The 18,457-nt window shown below is 64.3% G+C and carries 17 protein-coding genes; 5 read left to right on the top strand and 12 right to left on the bottom strand.

Translation table 11 applies throughout. From position 1 onward, the window contains the following. Window position 1: 1 nt before the first annotated feature. From H290_RS0100355 to H290_RS0100340, 4 genes are all read right to left on the bottom strand, one after another. A complete protein-coding gene (locus tag H290_RS0100355) occupies window positions 2-958 on the bottom strand; it encodes an ABC transporter permease (protein WP_020104759.1) in 957 nt (318 codons plus the stop codon). Window positions 959-1,023: 65 nt separating this feature from the next. Further along, entirely contained in the window at window positions 1,024-2,709 is a 1,686-nt protein-coding gene (locus H290_RS0100350) for an ABC transporter substrate-binding protein (RefSeq protein ID WP_020104758.1), read from the bottom strand. 49 nt (window positions 2,710-2,758) lie between these two features. Beyond that, window positions 2,759-3,931, bottom strand: coding sequence for an acyl-CoA dehydrogenase family protein (locus H290_RS0100345; protein ID WP_020104757.1), 1,173 nt, complete (start codon window positions 3,929-3,931; stop codon window positions 2,759-2,761). Next, a complete protein-coding gene (locus H290_RS0100340) occupies window positions 3,928-5,112 on the bottom strand; it encodes an LLM class flavin-dependent oxidoreductase (RefSeq protein WP_020104756.1) in 1,185 nt (394 codons plus the stop codon). The genes H290_RS0100345 and H290_RS0100340 overlap by 4 nt, the downstream gene beginning before the upstream one ends. Window positions 5,113-5,443: 331 nt before the next feature. Between H290_RS0100340 and H290_RS0100335 the strand changes: the two genes are divergently transcribed. Beyond that, window positions 5,444-6,316, top strand: coding sequence for a LysR family transcriptional regulator (locus tag H290_RS0100335; RefSeq protein WP_020104755.1), 873 nt, complete (start codon window positions 5,444-5,446; stop codon window positions 6,314-6,316). Continuing rightward, window positions 6,316-7,161, top strand: a complete 846-nt coding sequence (locus tag H290_RS0100330) for a sulfurtransferase (protein ID WP_020104754.1) — start codon at window positions 6,316-6,318, stop codon at window positions 7,159-7,161. Before H290_RS0100335 ends, H290_RS0100330 begins: the two co-directional genes overlap by 1 nt. A gap of 327 nt (window positions 7,162-7,488) precedes the next feature. On the opposite strand, the gene H290_RS0100325 is transcribed toward H290_RS0100330, so the two are convergent. Continuing rightward, window positions 7,489-8,841 (bottom strand): FAD-binding oxidoreductase, encoded by a 1,353-nt coding sequence (locus tag H290_RS0100325; RefSeq protein ID WP_020104753.1) that lies wholly within the window; start codon window positions 8,839-8,841, stop codon window positions 7,489-7,491. 166 nt (window positions 8,842-9,007) lie between these two features. Between H290_RS0100325 and H290_RS0100320 the strand changes: the two genes are divergently transcribed. After that, the gene (locus tag H290_RS0100320; protein WP_036517632.1) at window positions 9,008-10,027 is read left to right on the top strand and encodes a ketopantoate reductase family protein; all 1,020 of its coding nucleotides are present in this window, start codon (window positions 9,008-9,010) and stop codon (window positions 10,025-10,027) included. Here H290_RS0100320 and H290_RS0100315 read toward each other — a convergent pair. The 6 genes from H290_RS0100315 to H290_RS0100290 form a co-directional block, all read right to left on the bottom strand. Further along, a complete protein-coding gene (locus tag H290_RS0100315; RefSeq protein WP_020104751.1) occupies window positions 10,017-11,246 on the bottom strand; it encodes an ABC transporter permease in 1,230 nt (409 codons plus the stop codon). The two genes, H290_RS0100320 and H290_RS0100315, sit on opposite strands and share 11 nt — an antisense overlap. After that, window positions 11,243-12,139, bottom strand: coding sequence for an ABC transporter ATP-binding protein (locus tag H290_RS0100310; RefSeq protein WP_020104750.1), 897 nt, complete (start codon window positions 12,137-12,139; stop codon window positions 11,243-11,245). Before H290_RS0100310 ends, H290_RS0100315 begins: the two co-directional genes overlap by 4 nt. Further along, window positions 12,124-12,708, bottom strand: a complete 585-nt coding sequence (locus H290_RS27365; protein ID WP_020104749.1) for a hypothetical protein — start codon at window positions 12,706-12,708, stop codon at window positions 12,124-12,126. Before H290_RS27365 ends, H290_RS0100310 begins: the two co-directional genes overlap by 16 nt. A 62-nt stretch (window positions 12,709-12,770) precedes the next feature. Beyond that, entirely contained in the window at window positions 12,771-13,049 is a 279-nt protein-coding gene (locus H290_RS0100300; protein ID WP_028462595.1) for a helix-turn-helix transcriptional regulator, read from the bottom strand. A gap of 112 nt (window positions 13,050-13,161) precedes the next feature. Further along, window positions 13,162-14,178, bottom strand: coding sequence for a triacylglycerol lipase (locus tag H290_RS0100295; RefSeq protein ID WP_020104747.1), 1,017 nt, complete (start codon window positions 14,176-14,178; stop codon window positions 13,162-13,164). Window positions 14,179-14,271: 93 nt separating this feature from the next. Beyond that, window positions 14,272-15,390 (bottom strand): NAD(P)-binding domain-containing protein, encoded by a 1,119-nt coding sequence (locus H290_RS0100290; RefSeq protein WP_020104746.1) that lies wholly within the window; start codon window positions 15,388-15,390, stop codon window positions 14,272-14,274. Window positions 15,391-15,419: 29 nt separating this feature from the next. On the opposite strand from H290_RS0100290, the gene H290_RS0100285 reads away from it, so the two are divergent. After that, complete coding sequence (locus H290_RS0100285) at window positions 15,420-16,151, top strand: enoyl-CoA hydratase (RefSeq protein ID WP_020104745.1); 732 nt, start codon at window positions 15,420-15,422, stop codon at window positions 16,149-16,151. Between the two features lie 191 nt (window positions 16,152-16,342). Continuing rightward, the gene (locus H290_RS0100280) at window positions 16,343-16,996 is read left to right on the top strand and encodes an SDR family oxidoreductase (protein ID WP_020104744.1); all 654 of its coding nucleotides are present in this window, start codon (window positions 16,343-16,345) and stop codon (window positions 16,994-16,996) included. 7 nt (window positions 16,997-17,003) lie between these two features. On the opposite strand, the gene H290_RS0100275 is transcribed toward H290_RS0100280, so the two are convergent. After that, complete coding sequence (locus H290_RS0100275; protein WP_020104743.1) at window positions 17,004-18,374, bottom strand: ABC transporter substrate-binding protein; 1,371 nt, start codon at window positions 18,372-18,374, stop codon at window positions 17,004-17,006. Window positions 18,375-18,457 lie beyond the last annotated feature (83 nt).

Genomic DNA, 18,457 nt, shown 5'->3' with positions numbered 1-18,457 from the left:
GTCAGCTCACCTTTGTCTTGGTCGTATGGGCGATCCGGGGATCGAGCAGCGGATAGAGCAGATCGACGATCAGGTTGACGAGCACAAATGCCGCAGCGGCCAGGACGACAATGGCCAGCACCACCGGAATGTCCTGTGCCAGGACCGCTTCCTGGGCGAGCTTGCCGATCCCGTTGCGGTTGTAAACGGTTTCGGTGACGATGGCACTGGTGACGGTCACGCCGACCAGCAGACCGAGGATGGTCAACGCCGGAAGTGCGGCATTGCGGAACGCGTGTTTGAGCTGGACCGCACTCCGCGACAACCCCTTTGCGCGTGCGGTGACAATGTATTGCTCGCTGAGGGTTTCGTTGAAGCTGCGGGTCAATACCTGTGCCAGCGCGGCCGTCGTGGGGATCGCCATCGTGATGACCGGCAGGACAAGATGTTCCGGCCCACCGGTGCCCATCGACGGCAGCCAGCCGAGATTGAATGCGAAGACCTGGATGAGGATCAGCGCGATGAGGAATGAGGGGACCGCAACTCCGAAGGCCGGTAGTCGATCCAGGAACATCCGGACCGGCTTGTTCTGAACAAACGCGGCCAGGTAGGCGAGGGTGGTGCCGGCGACGACCGCGAGCAGCCCGGCGAGCACGCTCAGAACCAGCGTGCCGGTGATCCGGTCGGCGATCAGGTCCGACACCGGTGCCTGCTTGGAGATCGACAATCCGAAGTCACCGTGCACCGCACCGCCCAGGAGCGTGAAGTACTGATCGAGCATCGACTTGTCGAGACCGTACTTGGACTTGACCGCAATCAATTCGGCCGGCGACATCGTGTCGGGGTCGAGTCCGGCGGCACCCAACTGGATTCCGACCGCATCGCTCGGAAGCAGGTAGAGAATGACGAACGTCAGGGTGAATGCCGCCCACAACACCACAACCGCCTGGGCGATCCGGCCTGCGATATACCTCGACATGGCTGTGGCTCCTTTCTGTGCCGGTTGGCCCCGACGCTGCGCCGGGGCCAACCGAACGGGGGTTGTTACTGCTGGATCCAGGTGTCGTTGAGCGACATGAAGCTCTCGGACGTGAACCGGAAACCGTTGACCTTGTTACTGAGTCCGACAAGCTGCTGACGTTCGAACAGCGGGAACGTCACACCCTGGTCGATCAGCAGAGCCTGCAGGTCGTCGTAGGCCTGCTTGGTCTGGGCCTCGTCGGTGGTCTGCGTGGCCTGGACGAACAACTGCTGGATCTGCGCTGCAACTTCAGGGGTGGTGGCGTTGTGCGCCAGTGCCTTCTGATTCGCGAGTGCCTCTACCAGGATGAACTGCAGCGCACCGGGATCGGCGCGGGTGAAGTACGTACCTACGAGGTCGTAATCACCGCTCTTGTAGATGCCGACAGCTTCCGCCTGGGTGACCACCTTCAGCTGAAGGTCGATGCCGACCTGACGCCACTGGTCCTGCAGGAGTTCATTGCCGGCGGCGAACTGTCCGACGACCGGCAAGGTCAGCGTCAGCTGCTTGCCGTCCTTGGCGCGGTACTGGCTACCGGGGGCCAGGGTCCAGCCGGCGGCGTCGAGCGCTTGACCGGCAGCGTCGGGATCGAAGCCCAGCTTGTCGGCCTGCGACTGGAAATACGGTGTGGTGCTGTTGAAGGCACCTGCGACGACCGGGTAGTCGGGTCCGAAGACCGTCGCCGCGTTCGTCGAGAGGTCGGTGGCCTGATACAGCGCCTGGCGAACCTTCGGGTCGGACAACGGTTTACCGGCGGTGACATTCGGGAACAGGGTATTCGACACACCGGGCAGCGACCGGGCCTCGATGTATCCGCCCGAACTCTTGATGAGCTCCTGGTCTTCGACCGTGAGCGGGTTGCGTGGCCAGGCGATGTCGACGGCGCCGCTGACCAGGTTGCCGGTGCGGACACTGTCCTCGGCGACGTAGGTGTACTTGACGGCGTCGAGGTAGGCCTCGCCGGTGTTCTTGGACAGGCTCGAGCCCCAGTTGTATCCGGCTCGGCGGCTCAGTGTGAGGCTCTGGCCGGGGGTGTAGTTGTCGAGGACGAACAGGCCGGAGCCGGCGAAATTGCCGAGGCAGCGTTCTTCCGACGTCTTCTGGAACGACGCGGGAGACAGCAGGGCCAGGTTCGTGGTCGAAGTCGCCTGCAGGAACGACGAGTTCGGCTGGGTGAAGTGGAACGTCACCGTCTGCGGGTCGACCACGGTGGTCGATTCGAGACCGAGGATGTAGCTCGCACCGAAGGCGGTGCCGCTGCTGGACTTTGCCAGGGCGACAAACGCGTCGAAGTTGGTCTTGACGGCCGCCGCGTCGAGAGGTGCGCCGTCGGAGAACGTCACACCGTCACGGAGAGTGAAGGTGTAGTCGAGTCCGTCGGTGCTGATCTCCCACTTGCTGGCGAGCCACGGCACGATCTCGCCGGTGTCCGGGTTCTGGTCGGTCAGTGAATCGGCGACGTTGCGGATCACCGAACGGTGTTCGATCCAATAAGTCTGGAACGGGTCAACACAACTGAAGGTCGGGTTGTCGGGGAAGTATGCAATGTCGAGAGTTCCGCCGCGCACCGGATCTTGGCCTTCGCCGGAGGGTCCGGAGTCGGCGTCCGAGCTGCCTGAGCTACAAGCGGTGGCGACCAGGGCTGACATCAGCGCAAGTGCGCCGGCAACCTTCCATCGGCCGGATCTCGGACGTATGTGTTGACGCATTTCGTGTTTTTCCTTCAGGTTTTCGAAATTGTTGGGTAGGGGGCTGGAGTCAGGTGCGCAGAACTGCGCGCCCGGCCGCCAGTAGGGCGGTGTCTTCCTGGGGTGGATGCACGCGCACACAGAGCACGTCGCGGAGGTGTCGTTCGAGCGGGTTGTGGCGGGTGAGTGCGGCATTGCCGAGCGCCGCGACGGCGGTCTGGACCGCGGCGATCACCGAGCGGGCGATCTGGACCTTCACCAGCGAGAGTCCCGCTGCGACAGTGGGATCGTCGGTCTCTACCCGCAGCAGCGTCCCGTAGAGAAGCGTCTCGGCCTGCACGATCTGGGCTTCGATCTCACCGGCCACGGTCTGGATGCGTTCGGTCTCGGCAATCGGGCGACCCAGCGCGGTCGGTACGCGCTCCCGGGCGTAGGTGGCGAATGCCGAACGGGCCGCCCGCGCAACTCCGACGTACAGCGCGGGGTGGCCGAAACCCGTGGGGCCGGTGGCCGACGCGGGATCGCGGTAGACGCCGTCGGTCTTCGGGATCTCCTGGAAGTTCTCGGCCCGCACCTCGACATCGGAGTAGCTGACGTCATGGGTATTGGATGCCCGCAGTCCCAGATGATCCCAGGTTTCGTGCCAGGTGATCCCATTCGCCTCGGCGGGCACGATCACGTGCCCGACCCGGGGCTCGGCTTCGTCGGTGACGGCCCACACCAGGTGGTACGCCAGCGCGGTGCCGCCGGTGGCGAAGGTCTTGCGTCCGTTGAGGACCCACCCGGAATCGGTGCGGCTCAACGTGGTTTTCGGAAGACCGCCGCGGGCGGGGGCACCCAGTTCGGGCTCGGCCCGGATCACGTTGACCGGAGCGGGTCCCTGCGCCGAGCGATGCAGCAGGTCGGCGTAGATGTCGGCGGGCCAGGAGTTGGTGGCCGCCTGCATCTGGTGCAGGGCCAGGTTGTTGGCGGCGATGAGGGCCACCGACGGATCACCTTCGCCCAGTGCGACAAGGATCTTCACGATGTCGAACGGGCCCAGTTCGGGTCCGCCGAAACGGGCGGCGACGGACGCGGTGAGGTAGCCGCCGCGGTGGGCGGCTTCCAGTCCGGCGACGGGGATGTCGCCGCTGCGATCGTATTGTTCTGCGGTGGCGGCGACTTCAGCTGTCAGTGCCTTCAGCCCGGCCGGTGAGACGTCGGGCACCGTCAGCGTGATCGGGCTGACCGAAACGGCGGTCATGCCTGTGCCGCCGTCGCGAATGCGCCGAGGTGGTCGGCCTGCAGCGAGCCACGACCTCCGGTCGCTTCCCGGTGCGCGAGTTCCTGCCGGACGAGCGGGACCACGTAACGGCCGTAGTCGATGGCGTCGTTGAGGGTGTCGTAGCCGCGGATCGAGACCAGGTCGGCGCCCAGGTCGATGTAGTCGAGGATGGCTGCGGCCACGGTCTCCGCGCTGCCGACCAGCGCGGTGGATGCACCGGCGCCGTTGACCGCTGCTGCCGTCCGGGTCCACAGGGCCCGGTCGTAGATGTCCTTGCGGTTGGCGAAGTCAAGCGCGCGTTGCGATCCCACGTTCTGCGGTGTCTGCGCCCCGAAGGCCTTGTACACCGGGTTCGAGGCAAAGTTGGCCTCGATGCGCTCGACGTAGTCGTAGGCCTTGGCCCAGGCGAGCTCGTCGGTGCGATCGATGATGGGACGGAATGTGACCCAGATCCGCGGCTTGTCGGTACGCCCCGACTCGGCGGCGATCTGGTGAACCCGCTCGATCTGACTCTTGATGTCCGCCAAGGGTTCTCCCCAGAAGCTGAAGATATCGCCCTTGCGGCCACCGATTTCGAATGCGGCATCGCTCTGGCCGCCGATGGAGATCGGGATGTTCGCGCCATAGGGGGCGAATCCGGGACCGAAGTTGTCGAACTTGTAGTGGGTCCCGCTGTGGGAGAACGGTTTTGTCTCGGTCCACGACTTCTTCAGGATGTCCACGAACTCGTCGGTGCGGGTGTAGCGCTCCTCCTTGGTGAGGTAGTCACCCTGGCGGGCCTGCTCGGCGTCGTTGCCGCCGGAGATCAGGTGGACCACGGCACGGCCTTCGGTCAGCTGATCCAGTGTGGCCAGCTGCTGGGCGGCAACGGTCGGGAAGACGGTGTTGGGTCGCAGGGCCACAATCGGTTTGATGGTGTCGCTGAGCTGTCCGACCGCGGAGGCGAGGACAAACGAGTCCGCGGTGTTGGAGCCGTAGGGCAGCAGGGTGAGGTCGAAGCCGCCGTCCTCCAGGGCCCGCACGTAGCGGCGGAAGAACGGGAGGTCGATTCCGCGGGCGGGAACCGGGTTCAGCTCGGTCGACGGATTGAGGTGCGTGAGGCTGATGAACTCGACCTTCGACGCCGCGGTGGCCGGCAATGACTGGGGTTCGGCGCTCATGGTGGTCCTTCCTGGACTGACTGTGGGGGAGCAGGTCGGTGAAAATCCGTGCCTGGTTCGTGAAGGGATGCTAGGGGCGTTGGTCCGGTCGAACCAGGGTTCTGATCACCGTTTTCGATTGGTATTGCCGATGACAACCGATCGGTGCTCCCGATGGCATCTCCGCAGGTCATTGCACCCGCCGATGCAATCAGAAGGCACTACAAAACGTGTTTAGGCCAGGGTTTGGATCGCCGAGAATCAAAGTGCCCGCGGATTGGGCAGATGTATAGGACGCCGGGTATGACAGAGGTACACAGACCGACAACTCTCTAGAAACAGGTGAGCTGAGATGGCAGACCCTCTGGATTTGGTCCACCTGCGCACGCTGGTGGCCATTGCCGAGACCGGTGGCTTTCGCCGTGCTGCCGACTCGCTACACCTGAGTCAGCCCACTGTCAGTCAGCATGTGCGACTGCTCGAGAAGCGGCTCAAACAGTCGCTGGTGGTCAAAGACGGTCGTGGCTCCCGGTTCACCGGCGCGGGGGAGCGACTGGTACTCGAGGCCCGCAAGCTGCTCACCGCACAAGACGAAGTGCTGCAACGTTTTTCGGTGTCGGTACCGGACAAGCTCACCATCGGCTCCACCGAACACGCCGGAGACGGGCTGCTGCCGGATCTGCTCGGTGCTCTGCGCGGTGCGTATCCGGAAGTGTGGGTCCAGTTCCGTATCGATCGCTCGACCTCCCTTGCCGAATCGGTGAGCAAAGGTGCCCTCGATCTGGCAGTTGTCCTGGGTGGCAACCCCGATCCGGTGGGCGCCGAGGTCGGCTCCCTCAACCTGAAGTGGGTCGCTGCGTCGGGCTGGGACCTGTCGGAGATCGACGGTCCGATTTCGCTCGTGGCCTTCGAAGAACCGTGTGGATTGCGGCTCCGTGCCATCGCCCAGCTCGATGAACTGGGGCATGCGGTGACGGTCAGTGCCGAGTCGGGCAACCTCGACGGGGTACTCGCCGGGACCAGGGCTGGATTGGGCATCGCGCTGCTGCCGTTCTCCGGGGCCGTTCCCGAGGGATTGCGGGAGATCACGGACCTGCCGGCGATGGGCACGATCGATGTGCGCTTGGTGGCTCGTCGAGGACTGGACACCGAGGTCGAAGATGCGGCCGTGAGTGCGGTGTCCGCCCACTTCGCGGGCCGTCGACGCTTGCAGGGTGTTGCCTGATGGCGCGCGACGAGGTGTTGATCTCGGCGGCAGAGCTGGCCGATCTGATCGCCGGGCCAGACCCGGTAACCGTGCTCGATGTCCGCTGGCGACTGGATCAACCAGACGGCAGCGCCGACCACGAAACCGGTCACATACCCGGTGCGGTGTACGTCGACCTCGATTCCGAGCTGTCTGATCATTCGGTGACCGGTCGTGGTCGTCATCCGCTTCCGGGTGGCGACGCACTGCAGGCCTCGGCTCGGCGCTGGGGTGTGCGCGCCGGCGTGCCCGTCGTGGTCTACGACGACTGGAATCGCGCCGGTTCGGCACGAGCCTGGTGGGTACTCGGTGCCGCCGGTATCGTCGATGTCCGGATCCTGGACGGCGGACTGACCGCCTGGGTTGCCGCGGGCAACGAACTCGACAAAGGCACCGAGAACCCCGTTGTCGGAGACGTCGTGGTCACCCATCCGGACCTCTATACCGGTGCGCTCCCGACACTGACGGCCGAGCAGGTCTCCGAGTTTGCCGGAGTGCTGGTGGATGCCCGAGCTCCCGAGCGCTACCGCGGTGAGGTCGAGCCGGTCGACGCCGTGGCAGGACACATTCCGGGTGCCGGCAACGCGCCGAGTACCGGAACCCTCGACGAGAACGGCCTGTTCCGCGACGCCGCCGAGTTGCGTGAGTTCTTCGCGGGCGCCGGCGCAGACGGCAGCGGTCCTGTTGGTGTCTACTGCGGTTCGGGAGTTACCGCCGCTGTCGACTTGGTCGCATTGAAGATCGCTGACGTGGATGCTTCGCTCTTCCCGGGTTCGTGGTCTCAGTGGAGTTCAGATTCGACCAACCCGGTCGCCACCGGCTAGTCACCGACGGGCCACAACCCGCCGAGCGTGCCGATCCGACCGCCGAGCGTGCCTTAATTGCTTGTGCGGCTGGCGCTTTCGGCACGGTCAACGGTAACAAAGGCACGGTCGACGGATGGGTGCCGCCGAGCGTGCCGATCCGACCGCCGAGCGTGCCTTAATTGTTTGTGTAGCTGGCACTTTCGGCACGGTCAGCGGTAACAAGGGCACGGTCGGCGGATGGGTGCCGCCGAGCGTGCCGATCCGACCGCCGAGCGTGCCTTGATTGTTTGTGCAGCCGGCGCTTTCGGCACGGTCAACGGCAACAAGGGCACGGTCGGCGGATGGCTAGATCGTCTTGCCGGGGTTGAACAGCCCACTCGGATCGAGTGCCCGGCGAACGGTCCGCTGCACGTCGCCGGCGTCGGGACCGAGTTCGCGTTCCAGCCAACTTCGTTTGAGTACCCCGACTCCGTGTTCTCCGGTGATCGTTCCGCCCAATTCGAGTGCGGTACCGAAGATTTCATCGGCGGACGCCACTGCTCGGTCGTAGGCCCCGGGATCATGCTCGGGCACGACGATGATCGGATGCAGGTTGCCGTCGCCGGCATGGCCGAAGGTGTAGATCGCCGTGTTGTGGCCCTCCGCGATCTCGGTCACTGCCCGGATGGCCTCGGCGATCCGCGACCTCGGGACGGCGATGTCCTCGATGAGCACCCGGCCGTGACGTTCGAGCGCGGGCAGCGCTGCGCGGCGCACCGCCAGCAGCTGATCGGCGGCCTGCGGATCGTCACCGACCATGACGCGAGAAGTGAACTGTCGGAACGCAGATTCGAGAATCTCCGCTTCCGCATGCGCGCCGAACCCATCGGTCTGCGCGACCACAAACGCGCCCGCGGACTCTGCTCTGATTCCGAGATGGTCCTGCGCCTGCCGCAAGGACGCCTCGTCGAGCAGTTCCATCAGCGAAGGCCGCACCCGGGCCGCCAGCGCGGCCGTGGTGGCTGCCGCGGCTTGATCGACATCGTCGAAATACGCCGCGACGGTGACCGTGTTCACCGGAATGGGCTGCAACCGGACCGTCGCGCCGACAATGACACCCAACGTGCCTTCGGACCCGGTGAACAGACTGGTGAGATCGAGTCCCGCAACACCTTTGGCAGTTCGTCGGCCGGTGTGGATCAGCCGCCCGTCGGCGAGCACGATGCTCAGGCCCAGAATGGAATCACCGGTGACTCCGTATTTGACGCACCGCAGCCCGCCCGCATTGGTTGCGATGTTTCCGCCGATGGTGGAGATGGCGGCGCTCGCCGGGTCCGGTGCGTACCGCAACCCGAACTCCGCGACAGCGGCATCGAGGGAAGCGGTGATCACTCCGGGCTCGACGACCGCGAGCTCGTCATCAGTTGAGATCTCGAGAATTCGGTTGAGGCCGCTGACATCGAGCACCAGCGAACCGGTCCCGGCGCTCGCTCCGCCGGCCAATCCGGTGCCGGCGCCGCGGACCACGACAGACAGTCCGGCGGCCGCGGCATAGCGCACCGCATTGCGGACGTCGTCGATTGATGTCGACTTGACCAGGACCGCAGGCACGCCATCCGGAACGAACCCGGACCGGTCGATGCGGTACGCGGCGGGAATCTGGTCGCCGATCAGTACCTGGCCGGTCAGCGAATGATCCGAAAGCGTAGAAGAAGACACACTTCATCATGTCCGGCAGGCGGTGATAAACCCAGCTGCGGGTGATCGCAATCTCTGATCGGTACGGTGATTCAACCAGGATGATTCAAACCCGTTTGCCGCCTGTCGGTTTGATGGGCCGCAACGTAGCGTCGAGGAATCTGCTGGGCGAGAAGGACGTGGGACGATGCCAAGATATGTGATTGTCGGAGCCGGCGCTGTCGGGGCAAGCTTTGCTGCCGCGCTGAGTGAGCGCACCGAAGTGCTTGTGATCGCGCGGGGAGCCGCGCTCGATCACCTGCGGGATCATCCGCTGAAGTTCCATGCCTCGATCGGTAGCCGTGACGTCCACCTCCCCGTCGCGGCCATCGACGAGGTTTCGCTGCGGACCGACGACGTTCTGGTCCTGGCGGTCAAGACGCAGCACGTCGGTGACGTCGCGACCGCGCTGGCGTGGTTGCCGGTTCATTCCGACTCGGGAGAGGTTGTCGGTTCGGCCGGCGAACTCCTGCCGATCGTGACCACACAGAACGGCCTTGACGCCGAACGGGTTCTCGCTCGCTGGTTTACCCACATCGTCGCCTCGACCGTCCTGATCTCGGCTCGGTACACCACCCTCGGTGAGGTCCGGGTCGGTGGCCGGCCCCATCTGGGCAGCCTGTTGCTCGGTGAGCCGTACCGCTCGACGGAGGCCGGGGCAACGGCTGCGACCACTTTCGCCGCAGACCTGCGGGCGTCGAACTTTGTGGTGTCCGAGGTCGAGGACATCACCGCGATCAAGGCGACGAAGATCCTGCACAGCGTGAAGAACGGGCTCGAAGTGCTCGCGGGCGATCCCGACACCCGTGAGAAGGTCGGCGAAGCCATAAAGAACGAGACGCGAGCGGTCCTCGCCGCAGCCGGTATCACGCCGGCCGAGTCCGGTGCGCTCTTCATCGCTCCCGACCAGACACACCTCGATGCCGAGCTCGGTGTCGTCGCCGGACAACAGTCCACGTGGCAGAGCTTTGCGCGAGGCGCCGGTTCGCACGAGGTGGATCATCTCAACGGTGAAATCGTGCTGCTCGCCCGGCTCCACGGTGTGGAAGCGCCGCTGAACCGGCGGCTTCAGGTTTTGCTCGGCGCAGCGAGTGCCCGCGGCGGCGGTATCGAACTCGACGGTCTGGATTCTCTGGTCGAACTCACGGTGGCCGGGGTCAGCCCCTGAATGCCTCGGACCACTTGACGCGCGCCCCGGTGCGCAAGATGTTGCGCTGGTAGATCCGCGCCGCAAACCAGGTGGCCACCCCGCAGGCCACGATCATCAAGACCACTGTTCCGACGATCTGGAATATCGATGCGTCACCGGTGGCTATCCGGATCGGCATGATGGATGCCGAGAACGGGGGGATCCAGGCCAGGGTCCGCATGATCGTGCTGTCGAGTGCGTTGATGCCGAAGATCGCCGCGTAGACGACAGCCATCGCGAGGATGGTCAGCGGTGCCGAACTCGAACCGAGCTCTTCTTGTCGTGAAACCACCGCGCCGGTGGCGGCATACAGCGTGGCGAAGAACAGGAACCCGAGCACGAACCACACGAGCACGGCGACAAACATCGATCCTGCCGCTGACGGTACGTCGAGCAAGCCCGTTGCCAACGCTGCGACCAGTGCGGCCCCGCCGAGGACGATGACCTGCGCAAAGGCCATCGCTCCGATGCCGATGATCTTGCCCCACAGCAGGTGTAGGGGTTTGATCGTGGCCAGCAGAATCTCGACAACACGTGATGTCTTCTCTTCCACCACACCACCTGCGACCATCCCGCCGCCTTGCAGCACGGCGAACATCAGCAGTGACATGCCCGTCAAGGCGACCGCGATACGTTGTCCCTCATCAGGTTTGGCAGGTTCGGTCTCGATGACAGTGAGGGTCGAGTCGGCAGCGATCACGGAGAGATCGACGTTCTGCTCTGCCAGCGTCTTACTCAGTCCGTCCTGGCTGACGGCGGCCCGCAACACGCCCTCGAGAGTGCCGTCGAGGTCGTCTTTGGTGACCGCTTCGTAGCTGTTCCCGGAGCCGGGTACCAGCACGACTTTGACGTCGCCACCCTCGGCCTGTTGCCGGGCGGTGGTGGCGTCTCTGATCGGGACGATTTCGATGTCCTCACCGGAGGCATCGCCGACAGCCACGATGGTCTGCGACAGCTGCGAGTCATCACCGACCAGGCCGACCTTTGTGGGCTTGCTGTCGCCGGTGAACATCGAGAGCACGATGATGCCGGCCACGATGACCACCGGCAGCACCACGTTGGTGACAACAAACGATTTGGTTGCGGCCCGCGTGGTGATCTCTCGCCCGGCGACAAGCCGGATCGCACGGCCCGCGCCGAGTTGGTGGTCGGGTGATGTCGTCGAATCATCCTCGGCATGAATCTTATTGGTGATCATGCGCGCACCACCTCTCGGAACAGTTCGGTCAGGTTCGGCCTGGAAACCGCGAAGTGTGTCACCGGACCGGTGCTCAATGCGGCGGCCAGAACGATCTGCTCATCGCCCTCGAGGGCCATGGTGACGGTGGTTGTGGTGCCATTGTGATTGCTGCTCTGCACTCCCGGGATCCGGTCGGCCCATCCGTGAGGTGCCTGCGGCGCAACAACATCGAGGCGGACGTCGCCGGTGGAACGCAGTTCATCGACGGTGCCAAGGGCGCGCATCGTACCCCGGCTGATGATACCCACCCGGTTGCAGAGTCGTTGAACGAGTTCGAGCTGGTGGCTCGAGAATATGACCGGAACACCTTGCGCTGCTTTTTCTTCCAGCACCTCGCTCATCACGTCGACCGCGACGGGGTCGAGTCCGGAGAAGGGCTCGTCGAGGACAAGGACGTCCGGGTTGTGGACAAGCGCGGCTGCCAACTGCACCCGCTGCTGGTTGCCCAGGCTCAGATTGTTCACGTCGTCATCGATGCGCTCGGCGACACCGAGTCGTCGCACCCAATATTCGACCTGGTCGTCGGCGTCGCGGCGGGACAAGCCGTGTAGCTGGGCGAAATATGAAAGTTGTTTGCCCACTTTCATCTTCGGGTAGAGGCCGCGTTCTTCGGGCATGTACCCGATGCGGCGTCGCGTATGGAGATCGATGGGGGAATCGCCCAGCATCACACGGCCCGAGTCCGCGGAGAGTACGCCGAGGATGATCCGCATCGTGGTCGACTTTCCGGCACCGTTTGAACCGACGAAGCCGAAGATCTCGCCGGGGGCAACGGAAAAGCTCATGTCATCCAGGGCAATGAGGGATCCGTACCGTTTGGTCAGTCCGTCGACGATCAGAGGATTGGCCATGCGCCGTGTCCTCCTGTCTCGGTGGCACTCTCGGCCAGGTCTGAGGTGCCTGCATGCGGATATGGTTCGTAATCTTCTGGATCGGGGTCTTGCAACCACCAGGCGGCAAGTCCCAACGGAATGCAGGACACGCCCGCCACAAGCACGATCAGCAGAAGTGCACTTCCGTAGATCACCTCACCGCTGACGCTCGAGCTGCCTCCCGCAGAGACGGCCATCAGCAGGATGTACGGGATGAACATCGACACCCACAAGGCCGTGTAGGCGATCGAGCGGGCGGCGTTGCGTCCGGCCAACTGGAATTCGTCGAGTGACGAGGCCGGCGCGTCATTCACATTGAGTGTGATCGCCCGGAGAATCCAGATGATCGGCAACATCACCCCGATGGTCAGCGCGGCGAACGCAATGATCGCAGCGTTCGCGAAGAAAGTCCCGATGGCCGCGGCCAGAACGAGCAGCATCGTGATCGTCAATGCGACAACAAGTCTCCTGGCGGTCCGACGATTCCGGAGTCGCGGGAACCGGTTCGCCCAGCGACGCAGAAACCTGTCGTGCTGCGCGGCTCGCATGGTCTCGTAGCGTTGCCACCATCGGTGTCCCGCAGGACCTCTGGTGACGGGGTCTGGACTATTCATCGCTGACCTCCGGTGTTGTTGCGGTAGAGCTGCGTTGACATGGCGCTGAACTCCTGCCGACTGAAGACGGCTTCGACCGGCAGTGCGAACACTTCGCAGATCCGGAAGGCGAGGTCGAGGCTGGGGAAGTTGTCGCCACGTTCCAGTGATCCGATGGACTGAACGTTGACCCCCACCAGCTCGGCGAGCTGCGCGCGGGACATCCGCCGCTCGGCACGCAATACGCCGATGCGGTTGTGGATCGGCAGATGTCCTGCCTTCTTCACGGGACTCACGATGGCCAGTGTTGTGAAAACACAACAAAATGTCAACGGGAGTCGACGGCTTGTTGCCCGATGCGGTCGGTGGCTATCGTCCACATCGGGCTGTGAGCAGGGCGGACAGCTTTCAGGAGTTCTCCGCGATCACCATGTCCAGTACGCCCGCTCCCAGAGGTACATCAACGCACTCACCGATGCTTCCTGACTGTGGGTCGAGCGCGGCCATCACAAGTCTGATCGCGACGTCGTCGTAGGGCATCCGGAAGTGGCCGGTCAGGTCTCCTGGGCAGATCTGCTGAAGAACGACATTGGTGGCCGCGGGATCCCGAAGGGCCACATTGGACGGGGGCTGGATCACCTCATCCACCAGCGATGCGATCGTGACGTATTTGACGCCGGGCACGGTGTCGGACGGGTTGTTGAGGTCGTCGAGGAACGCAGACCCCTGGGCCTGCTGCCACAATGCGGTGGACACCAACTCTTTCGGAAGAATCGTGACTGCCTCATCCATCGCACCGGGGACCTGATCTGCCACAGCTACCAGTCCGTACATCGAACTCCCATAACTGGGTGAAGCCAGGCCGACCCAGTGCCCGACGACCTGCGCCCCACCGAGTTTGTTGATGAAGTAACGGCCGACAGTGGCGCCCTGCGAGTATCCGACGACATCGACGTGTTCCGAGTGCGTCGCGGTGCGTACCTGTTTGACGAATTCGGCGACCTGGGCGGCACTGTTCCGGATGTCTTCGGTGCCGTAGTTGGCCTCACCGTCGCGTCCACCGTAGTTCAGTGCGAAGACGCAGTAACCGGCCGCGGAGAGCCGGGGACCGAGGGCTGCGAAATCGGAGTACGCGGTCGAATCGGTGCCGTGCAGTAACACCACCGGCCGGGGTCGGGTCGGTGATGGCAAACAACTGAAGTCGTTGACGCCAGGGGGGACCGCGCCAGGATTCTGGCGAACGTATCGCGAGGCGTCCGGGTGGCTGCCCTGCGCCGGGGCAGTCAAATCGGGGACCTGTGACTTCGACGAGGTCGGGGCGACATCCGGTTCGGGGCCGGCAGCGGCAGGCGAGCAAATCCCGACGGCCAACGCTGTGCTCATCGCCACTGCCGCAGCGATGAACTTCGTTCGAAACGCTCGCATGCGTCACCACCCGACATCGTTGTCGACCCGGCCCGACCACCTATTTCATTGCAGCACGCCGTTCGCATCCGCGGAGCGGATTGGCGATCCGGATCAGCCCTGCGTGAGGTATTTCTGCACCACGCGAGCGGCCTCCCGGCCGGCTCGATTGGCCCCGATCGTGGATGCTGACGGGCCATAGCCGAGCAACTGCAGTTGAGGTAGCGCCTCGACCACGGTGGCGAGACGTCCGGTCATCACGATCCCGCCGCCGGGCGCCCGCAATCGCAGTGGTGCCAGATGGTCGAGAGCGCTGCGAAATCCGGTGCACCAGAAGATGATGTCGACGTCGAGGTGGTGCGGCGCCACGCCGTCGACGGCGCAGTCCCAGCAGACGCCGTCGGGTGTGATGCGGGTGAACATCCGTCGCCAGTCCAGGATTCCATCCGCGCGTGCAGCCCGGAAAGAGTCGTTGTCGGGCAGGCCGGTCACCGATACCACCGAACCCGGCGGTAACCCGGCTCGAACCCGCTCTTCGACCCGCGCCACCGCTGCTCGTCCGCGCTCGGGGTCGAATGGCTCGTCGTTGAACGTCGGTTCGGTCCGACTGCACCAGAATGTCTGGACTCCCTCGGCCTTTCGGGCGATCTCGATCAGGAGCTGAACTGCGGATATACCGGCGCCCACCACCAGGACCCGCTTACCTGCAAAGTCGGCGGGAGTCTTGTAGTCGTGGGTGTGCAGCTGGGTCCCGGTGAAGGTTTCGATGCCGGGGACATAGGGCACGAACGGCCGGTCCCAGGTTCCGGTAGCGTTGATGATGGTGCGCGCCGAGATCTCGTCGCCGGCGGCCGTGGTGACCAGGAACCCTTCACCTCGGCGCGAGACGGATCGGACGTCAACCGGCCGGTGAACATCGAGACCGAACTTCTGCTCGTACTGCCGGAAGTAGTCCGGCACCGCGGTGGCCGCCGGCCATTGATCGCACTCGGTGCCCAGTGCCTCTGCCAAACCCAGGCCCGGTAGATCGTGGACATTGTTGGCACCGGCCAAAGTCAGTGTGGGCCATCGGAATTGCCATGCACCGCCGGGGCCGGGGGAGTGGTCGACCATCAACGTCTGCGACCGCAGACCGAACTTGTCCAGGTAGTACCCGGCGGACAATCCCGCCTGTCCGCCGCCGATGACCAATACGTCGGTCTCGGTGGGATCGCCGGAGGGGTAAGCGTTCACACGTCGAACAGTAGCGGTACGCTGACCGAATGATTGGGACCAGCCGCGACGGCGCAGTGCTGACCATTGAACTGCGGCGTGAGCGGCAGCGGAATGCGTTGAACCACGAAATGGTTGACGCATTGTCCGCGGCGTTGACCGATGCTGCCGATTCCGGTGCCCGGGCCGTGATCCTGACCGGTGCGGGCAGCGTTTTCTGTGCCGGAGCCGACCTCTCGGGCCCGGTCTACGAGCAGTCGTTTCTCGACAAGCTGCTGGCGATGCTGCGGTTGATCGAGGACATTCCGGTGCCGGTGGTCGCGGCCATCAACGGACCCGCGCTCGGAGCAGGTCTGCAATTGGCGCTGGCCGCCGATCTGCGAGTGATGTCATCGTCGTCATTCTGTGCCATCCCGGCGGCGAAAATTGGTGTGACGGTGGATGAGTGGACGATCAAACGTCTGGTGTCACTGGCCGGAGCCGGGGATGCGGCGGGGATCCTGCTCGGCTGCGAATCGATGAGCGCCGAACGGGCACAGGTGGTCGGGTTCGCCAATCGCATTGGCGATCTCGGCGAGGCGCAGCGCTGGGCAGCGATGATCGCAAACCTTGCTCCGCTGACATTGCAGCACTACAAGCTGGTTCTCGGCAACGACGGCGCTCGCGACGAGGCCCCCGCCGAGCACGTGGCCGCGATGGTGCGGGCATGGCAGAGCAACGACATGGCCGAAGGGCGTACGGCTCGCGCCGAGAAACGTCCGCCGACCTTTACCGGCAACTGAAAAGCATTCTCCACCAGTCAGTTCCACAACTTCCAGCCACACCCACACGTTGCAACACCTGGCTATGGCTGGAAGTGGTGGATCGGTGGGCACATGCGGCCGCGACGCCCTGCACTGATGCCGTCGGAATAACAGCGGCCGGCTGCGCGTAGACATTAGACAGTGCCCCAATCGACGACGAAGGGATTCACATGTCAAAGATTGCCATCATCGGAGGCCACGGCAAGATCGCGCTCAAGCTGGCAAAGCTCCTGACCGGTGAGGGACACCAGGTCAGCGCGTTGATTCGTAACCCCGACCACGCCGACGACATCCGGGCGACGGGTGCTCAGCCGGTGATCGCCGACATCGAGAACCTGTCCACCGACGAGATCGGAGAGGCGATCCGGGGACATGATGCCGTGGTGTTCGCCGCCGGCGCGGGTGGCGGGAACCCGCAGCGCACGTATGCCGTTGACCGGGATGCCGCGATCCGCAGTATCGACGCCGCGCTGAAGGTCGACGTGCCGCGCTATGTCATCATCTCGTACTTCGGTGCCGGACCGGACCACGGTGTGCCGGAAGATAATTCGTTCTTCGCCTACGCCGAGTCCAAGGCGCAGGCCGACGAGTATCTCCGTAAGAGCACGTTGCTGTGGACGATCGTCGGCCCGAGCACACTCACCGATGAACCCGGCACCGGGCGTATCGCAACCAAGGAACGCGGCGCGGAGCGCGCCGACATCACCCGCGACGATGTGGCCGCTGTGCTGGCCGCAGTCCTCGATACGCCGTCGAGTGTCGGGACCACCATTGAGTTCGTCAATGGCGAGACTCCCATCGCCGACGCCGTCAAGGGCGTCTGACCGGCGACTACTGCACGTCGTCCATGCTCTTGCCGACGTCTGCCAGCGTCATCGGCGTCGGATAGTCACCCGTGAACTTGTAGACGGGGATGTTGCAGCGGTACGCGCCCTCGTCCGCTCCGAAGTCGGGAGCTATCCAGCCGTCGGGCTCGGCTTCGGCGACGTTGAAGCAGGGTGTCGGGGGCGCCGGCGTGGCGAGGTTGCGGGCTGTGTGCAGTCCGCCGCCGGTCCATGCCGTCTCCTGTTTCGCGGCGTTGTAGATGCACGTTCGGGTCAGGTCGTCGCCGCAGCTCGCTGCAGCCTTTGCGAACAGGAGCCAGGACGACATCGCGCGAATCGACGGCAACGTCAGCTTGGCGTCGGGCGCGTATTTCTCGTAGAGCGCGAGAAGGTCCTTCATTGCGGGCTCTTCACTGCCCAGTGGCAGGTTGCCGCCGAGATCGAGGTAGTTGTTCTGGTACTCGATCGACGTACCCGCCAGCTCGATGAACTCCGGCCCGTAGGCGTTGTTGTTCGTGTCGATCCAGTCGAGTTTGTATTCCATTCCGGTCAAGACGCTTTCGAGCTTTGCGAGCTGCCGGAAGTCACCATAGAAGAGGAGACCCTTGACACCCTTGCTCTTGATCGCCTGGGCATACGGTGTCCAGTCGGCGACACCCATCGCCGGGTAGATGTCGTTGTAGACGAAGGTGGCCCCGGCCGCCTCCATGGCCTCGACGGCCTGTGCGCCCAGGACCTTGGTGACCGGTGAGTCGCCGTTGACGAAGCCGACGGCGCCCTTGGACTCGGGGTACTTTTCGTCGATCAGCCAGGTGCGGAAGCCGTAGTACGGGTCGTATCCCTGGGTGAGGCTGGGGTCGGCGCTGATCTCGAGGTCGGCGCCGGCGGAGGTGAGCTGCGCGACCTGTGCGGGGAAGCTCGGCAGCAGACAGTTCAGGCGTTCCTTGACGCCGAGGCCGTCGAGCCCGCTGCCGCCACCGACCAGGACGAAGTCCTCACGACATGAAGCCACCATCTGCTGGCGGGCCTCCATGAACTTGGCATCCCGCGTGTTCGCGACGACCTTGCGGCCGTTGATTCCGCCCTGCTCGTTGCACCAGGACGTGAAGACTTTCGCAGCGTTGATGAACTCAGGGTTCTGGGTGAAGCCCACATCTGTGAACACACCGACCTTGATTTCGGTGTCGGTGACACCCTGCGTGGGTGAGCCTGCGGCCGAGCCGGATTGGCACACGTCGTCCAGGTCGCCGAACGAGCTCGACGCGGAATCTGAGGACGAGGTTCCGCTTCCGCCGCCACCGTCTCCGGAGCCGCTGTCCCCGCCGCGGTCACTACACCCGGCCACCAGCAGCACGGCCGCAATCGCGACGACAAGCATGCGATGAATTCTCAACAGATTCTTCCTCCTCCGACGTACACCGGGTGCGGATTGGGACACCGGGTGTCAGGGTTTGGCCAGGT

Origin of the sequence: Nocardia sp. 348MFTsu5.1 (assembly GCF_000383535.1) — a bacterium.
GTDB classification, from domain to species: Bacteria; Actinomycetota; Actinomycetes; order Mycobacteriales; family Mycobacteriaceae; genus Williamsia; species Williamsia faeni.
The sequence above is the reverse complement of the archived record's forward strand: the minus strand, read 5'-3'. Positions and strand labels throughout refer to the sequence as shown.

What these genes read in the sequence shown, in the direction of transcription:
- H290_RS0100355 (WP_020104759.1), bottom strand. Translation starts at nt 958, where the DNA reads ATGTCGAGGTATATCGCAGGCCGGATCGCCCAGGCGGTTGTGGTGTTG.
- H290_RS0100350 (WP_020104758.1), bottom strand. Translation starts at nt 2,709, where the DNA reads ATGCGTCAACACATACGTCCGAGATCCGGCCGATGGAAGGTTGCCGGC.
- H290_RS0100345 (WP_020104757.1), bottom strand. Translation starts at nt 3,931, where the DNA reads ATGACCGCCGTTTCGGTCAGCCCGATCACGCTGACGGTGCCCGACGTC.
- H290_RS0100340 (WP_020104756.1), bottom strand. Translation starts at nt 5,112, where the DNA reads ATGAGCGCCGAACCCCAGTCATTGCCGGCCACCGCGGCGTCGAAGGTC.
- H290_RS0100335 (WP_020104755.1), top strand. Translation starts at nt 5,444, where the DNA reads ATGGCAGACCCTCTGGATTTGGTCCACCTGCGCACGCTGGTGGCCATT.
- H290_RS0100330 (WP_020104754.1), top strand. Translation starts at nt 6,316, where the DNA reads ATGGCGCGCGACGAGGTGTTGATCTCGGCGGCAGAGCTGGCCGATCTG.
- H290_RS0100320 (WP_036517632.1), top strand. Translation starts at nt 9,008, where the DNA reads ATGCCAAGATATGTGATTGTCGGAGCCGGCGCTGTCGGGGCAAGCTTT.
- H290_RS0100315 (WP_020104751.1), bottom strand. Translation starts at nt 11,246, where the DNA reads ATGATCACCAATAAGATTCATGCCGAGGATGATTCGACGACATCACCC.
- H290_RS0100310 (WP_020104750.1), bottom strand. Translation starts at nt 12,139, where the DNA reads ATGGCCAATCCTCTGATCGTCGACGGACTGACCAAACGGTACGGATCC.
- H290_RS27365 (WP_020104749.1), bottom strand. Translation starts at nt 12,708, where the DNA reads ATGCGAGCCGCGCAGCACGACAGGTTTCTGCGTCGCTGGGCGAACCGG.
- H290_RS0100295 (WP_020104747.1), bottom strand. Translation starts at nt 14,178, where the DNA reads ATGCGAGCGTTTCGAACGAAGTTCATCGCTGCGGCAGTGGCGATGAGC.
- H290_RS0100285 (WP_020104745.1), top strand. Translation starts at nt 15,420, where the DNA reads ATGATTGGGACCAGCCGCGACGGCGCAGTGCTGACCATTGAACTGCGG.
- H290_RS0100280 (WP_020104744.1), top strand. Translation starts at nt 16,343, where the DNA reads ATGTCAAAGATTGCCATCATCGGAGGCCACGGCAAGATCGCGCTCAAG.
- H290_RS0100275 (WP_020104743.1), bottom strand. Translation starts at nt 18,374, where the DNA reads ATGCTTGTCGTCGCGATTGCGGCCGTGCTGCTGGTGGCCGGGTGTAGT.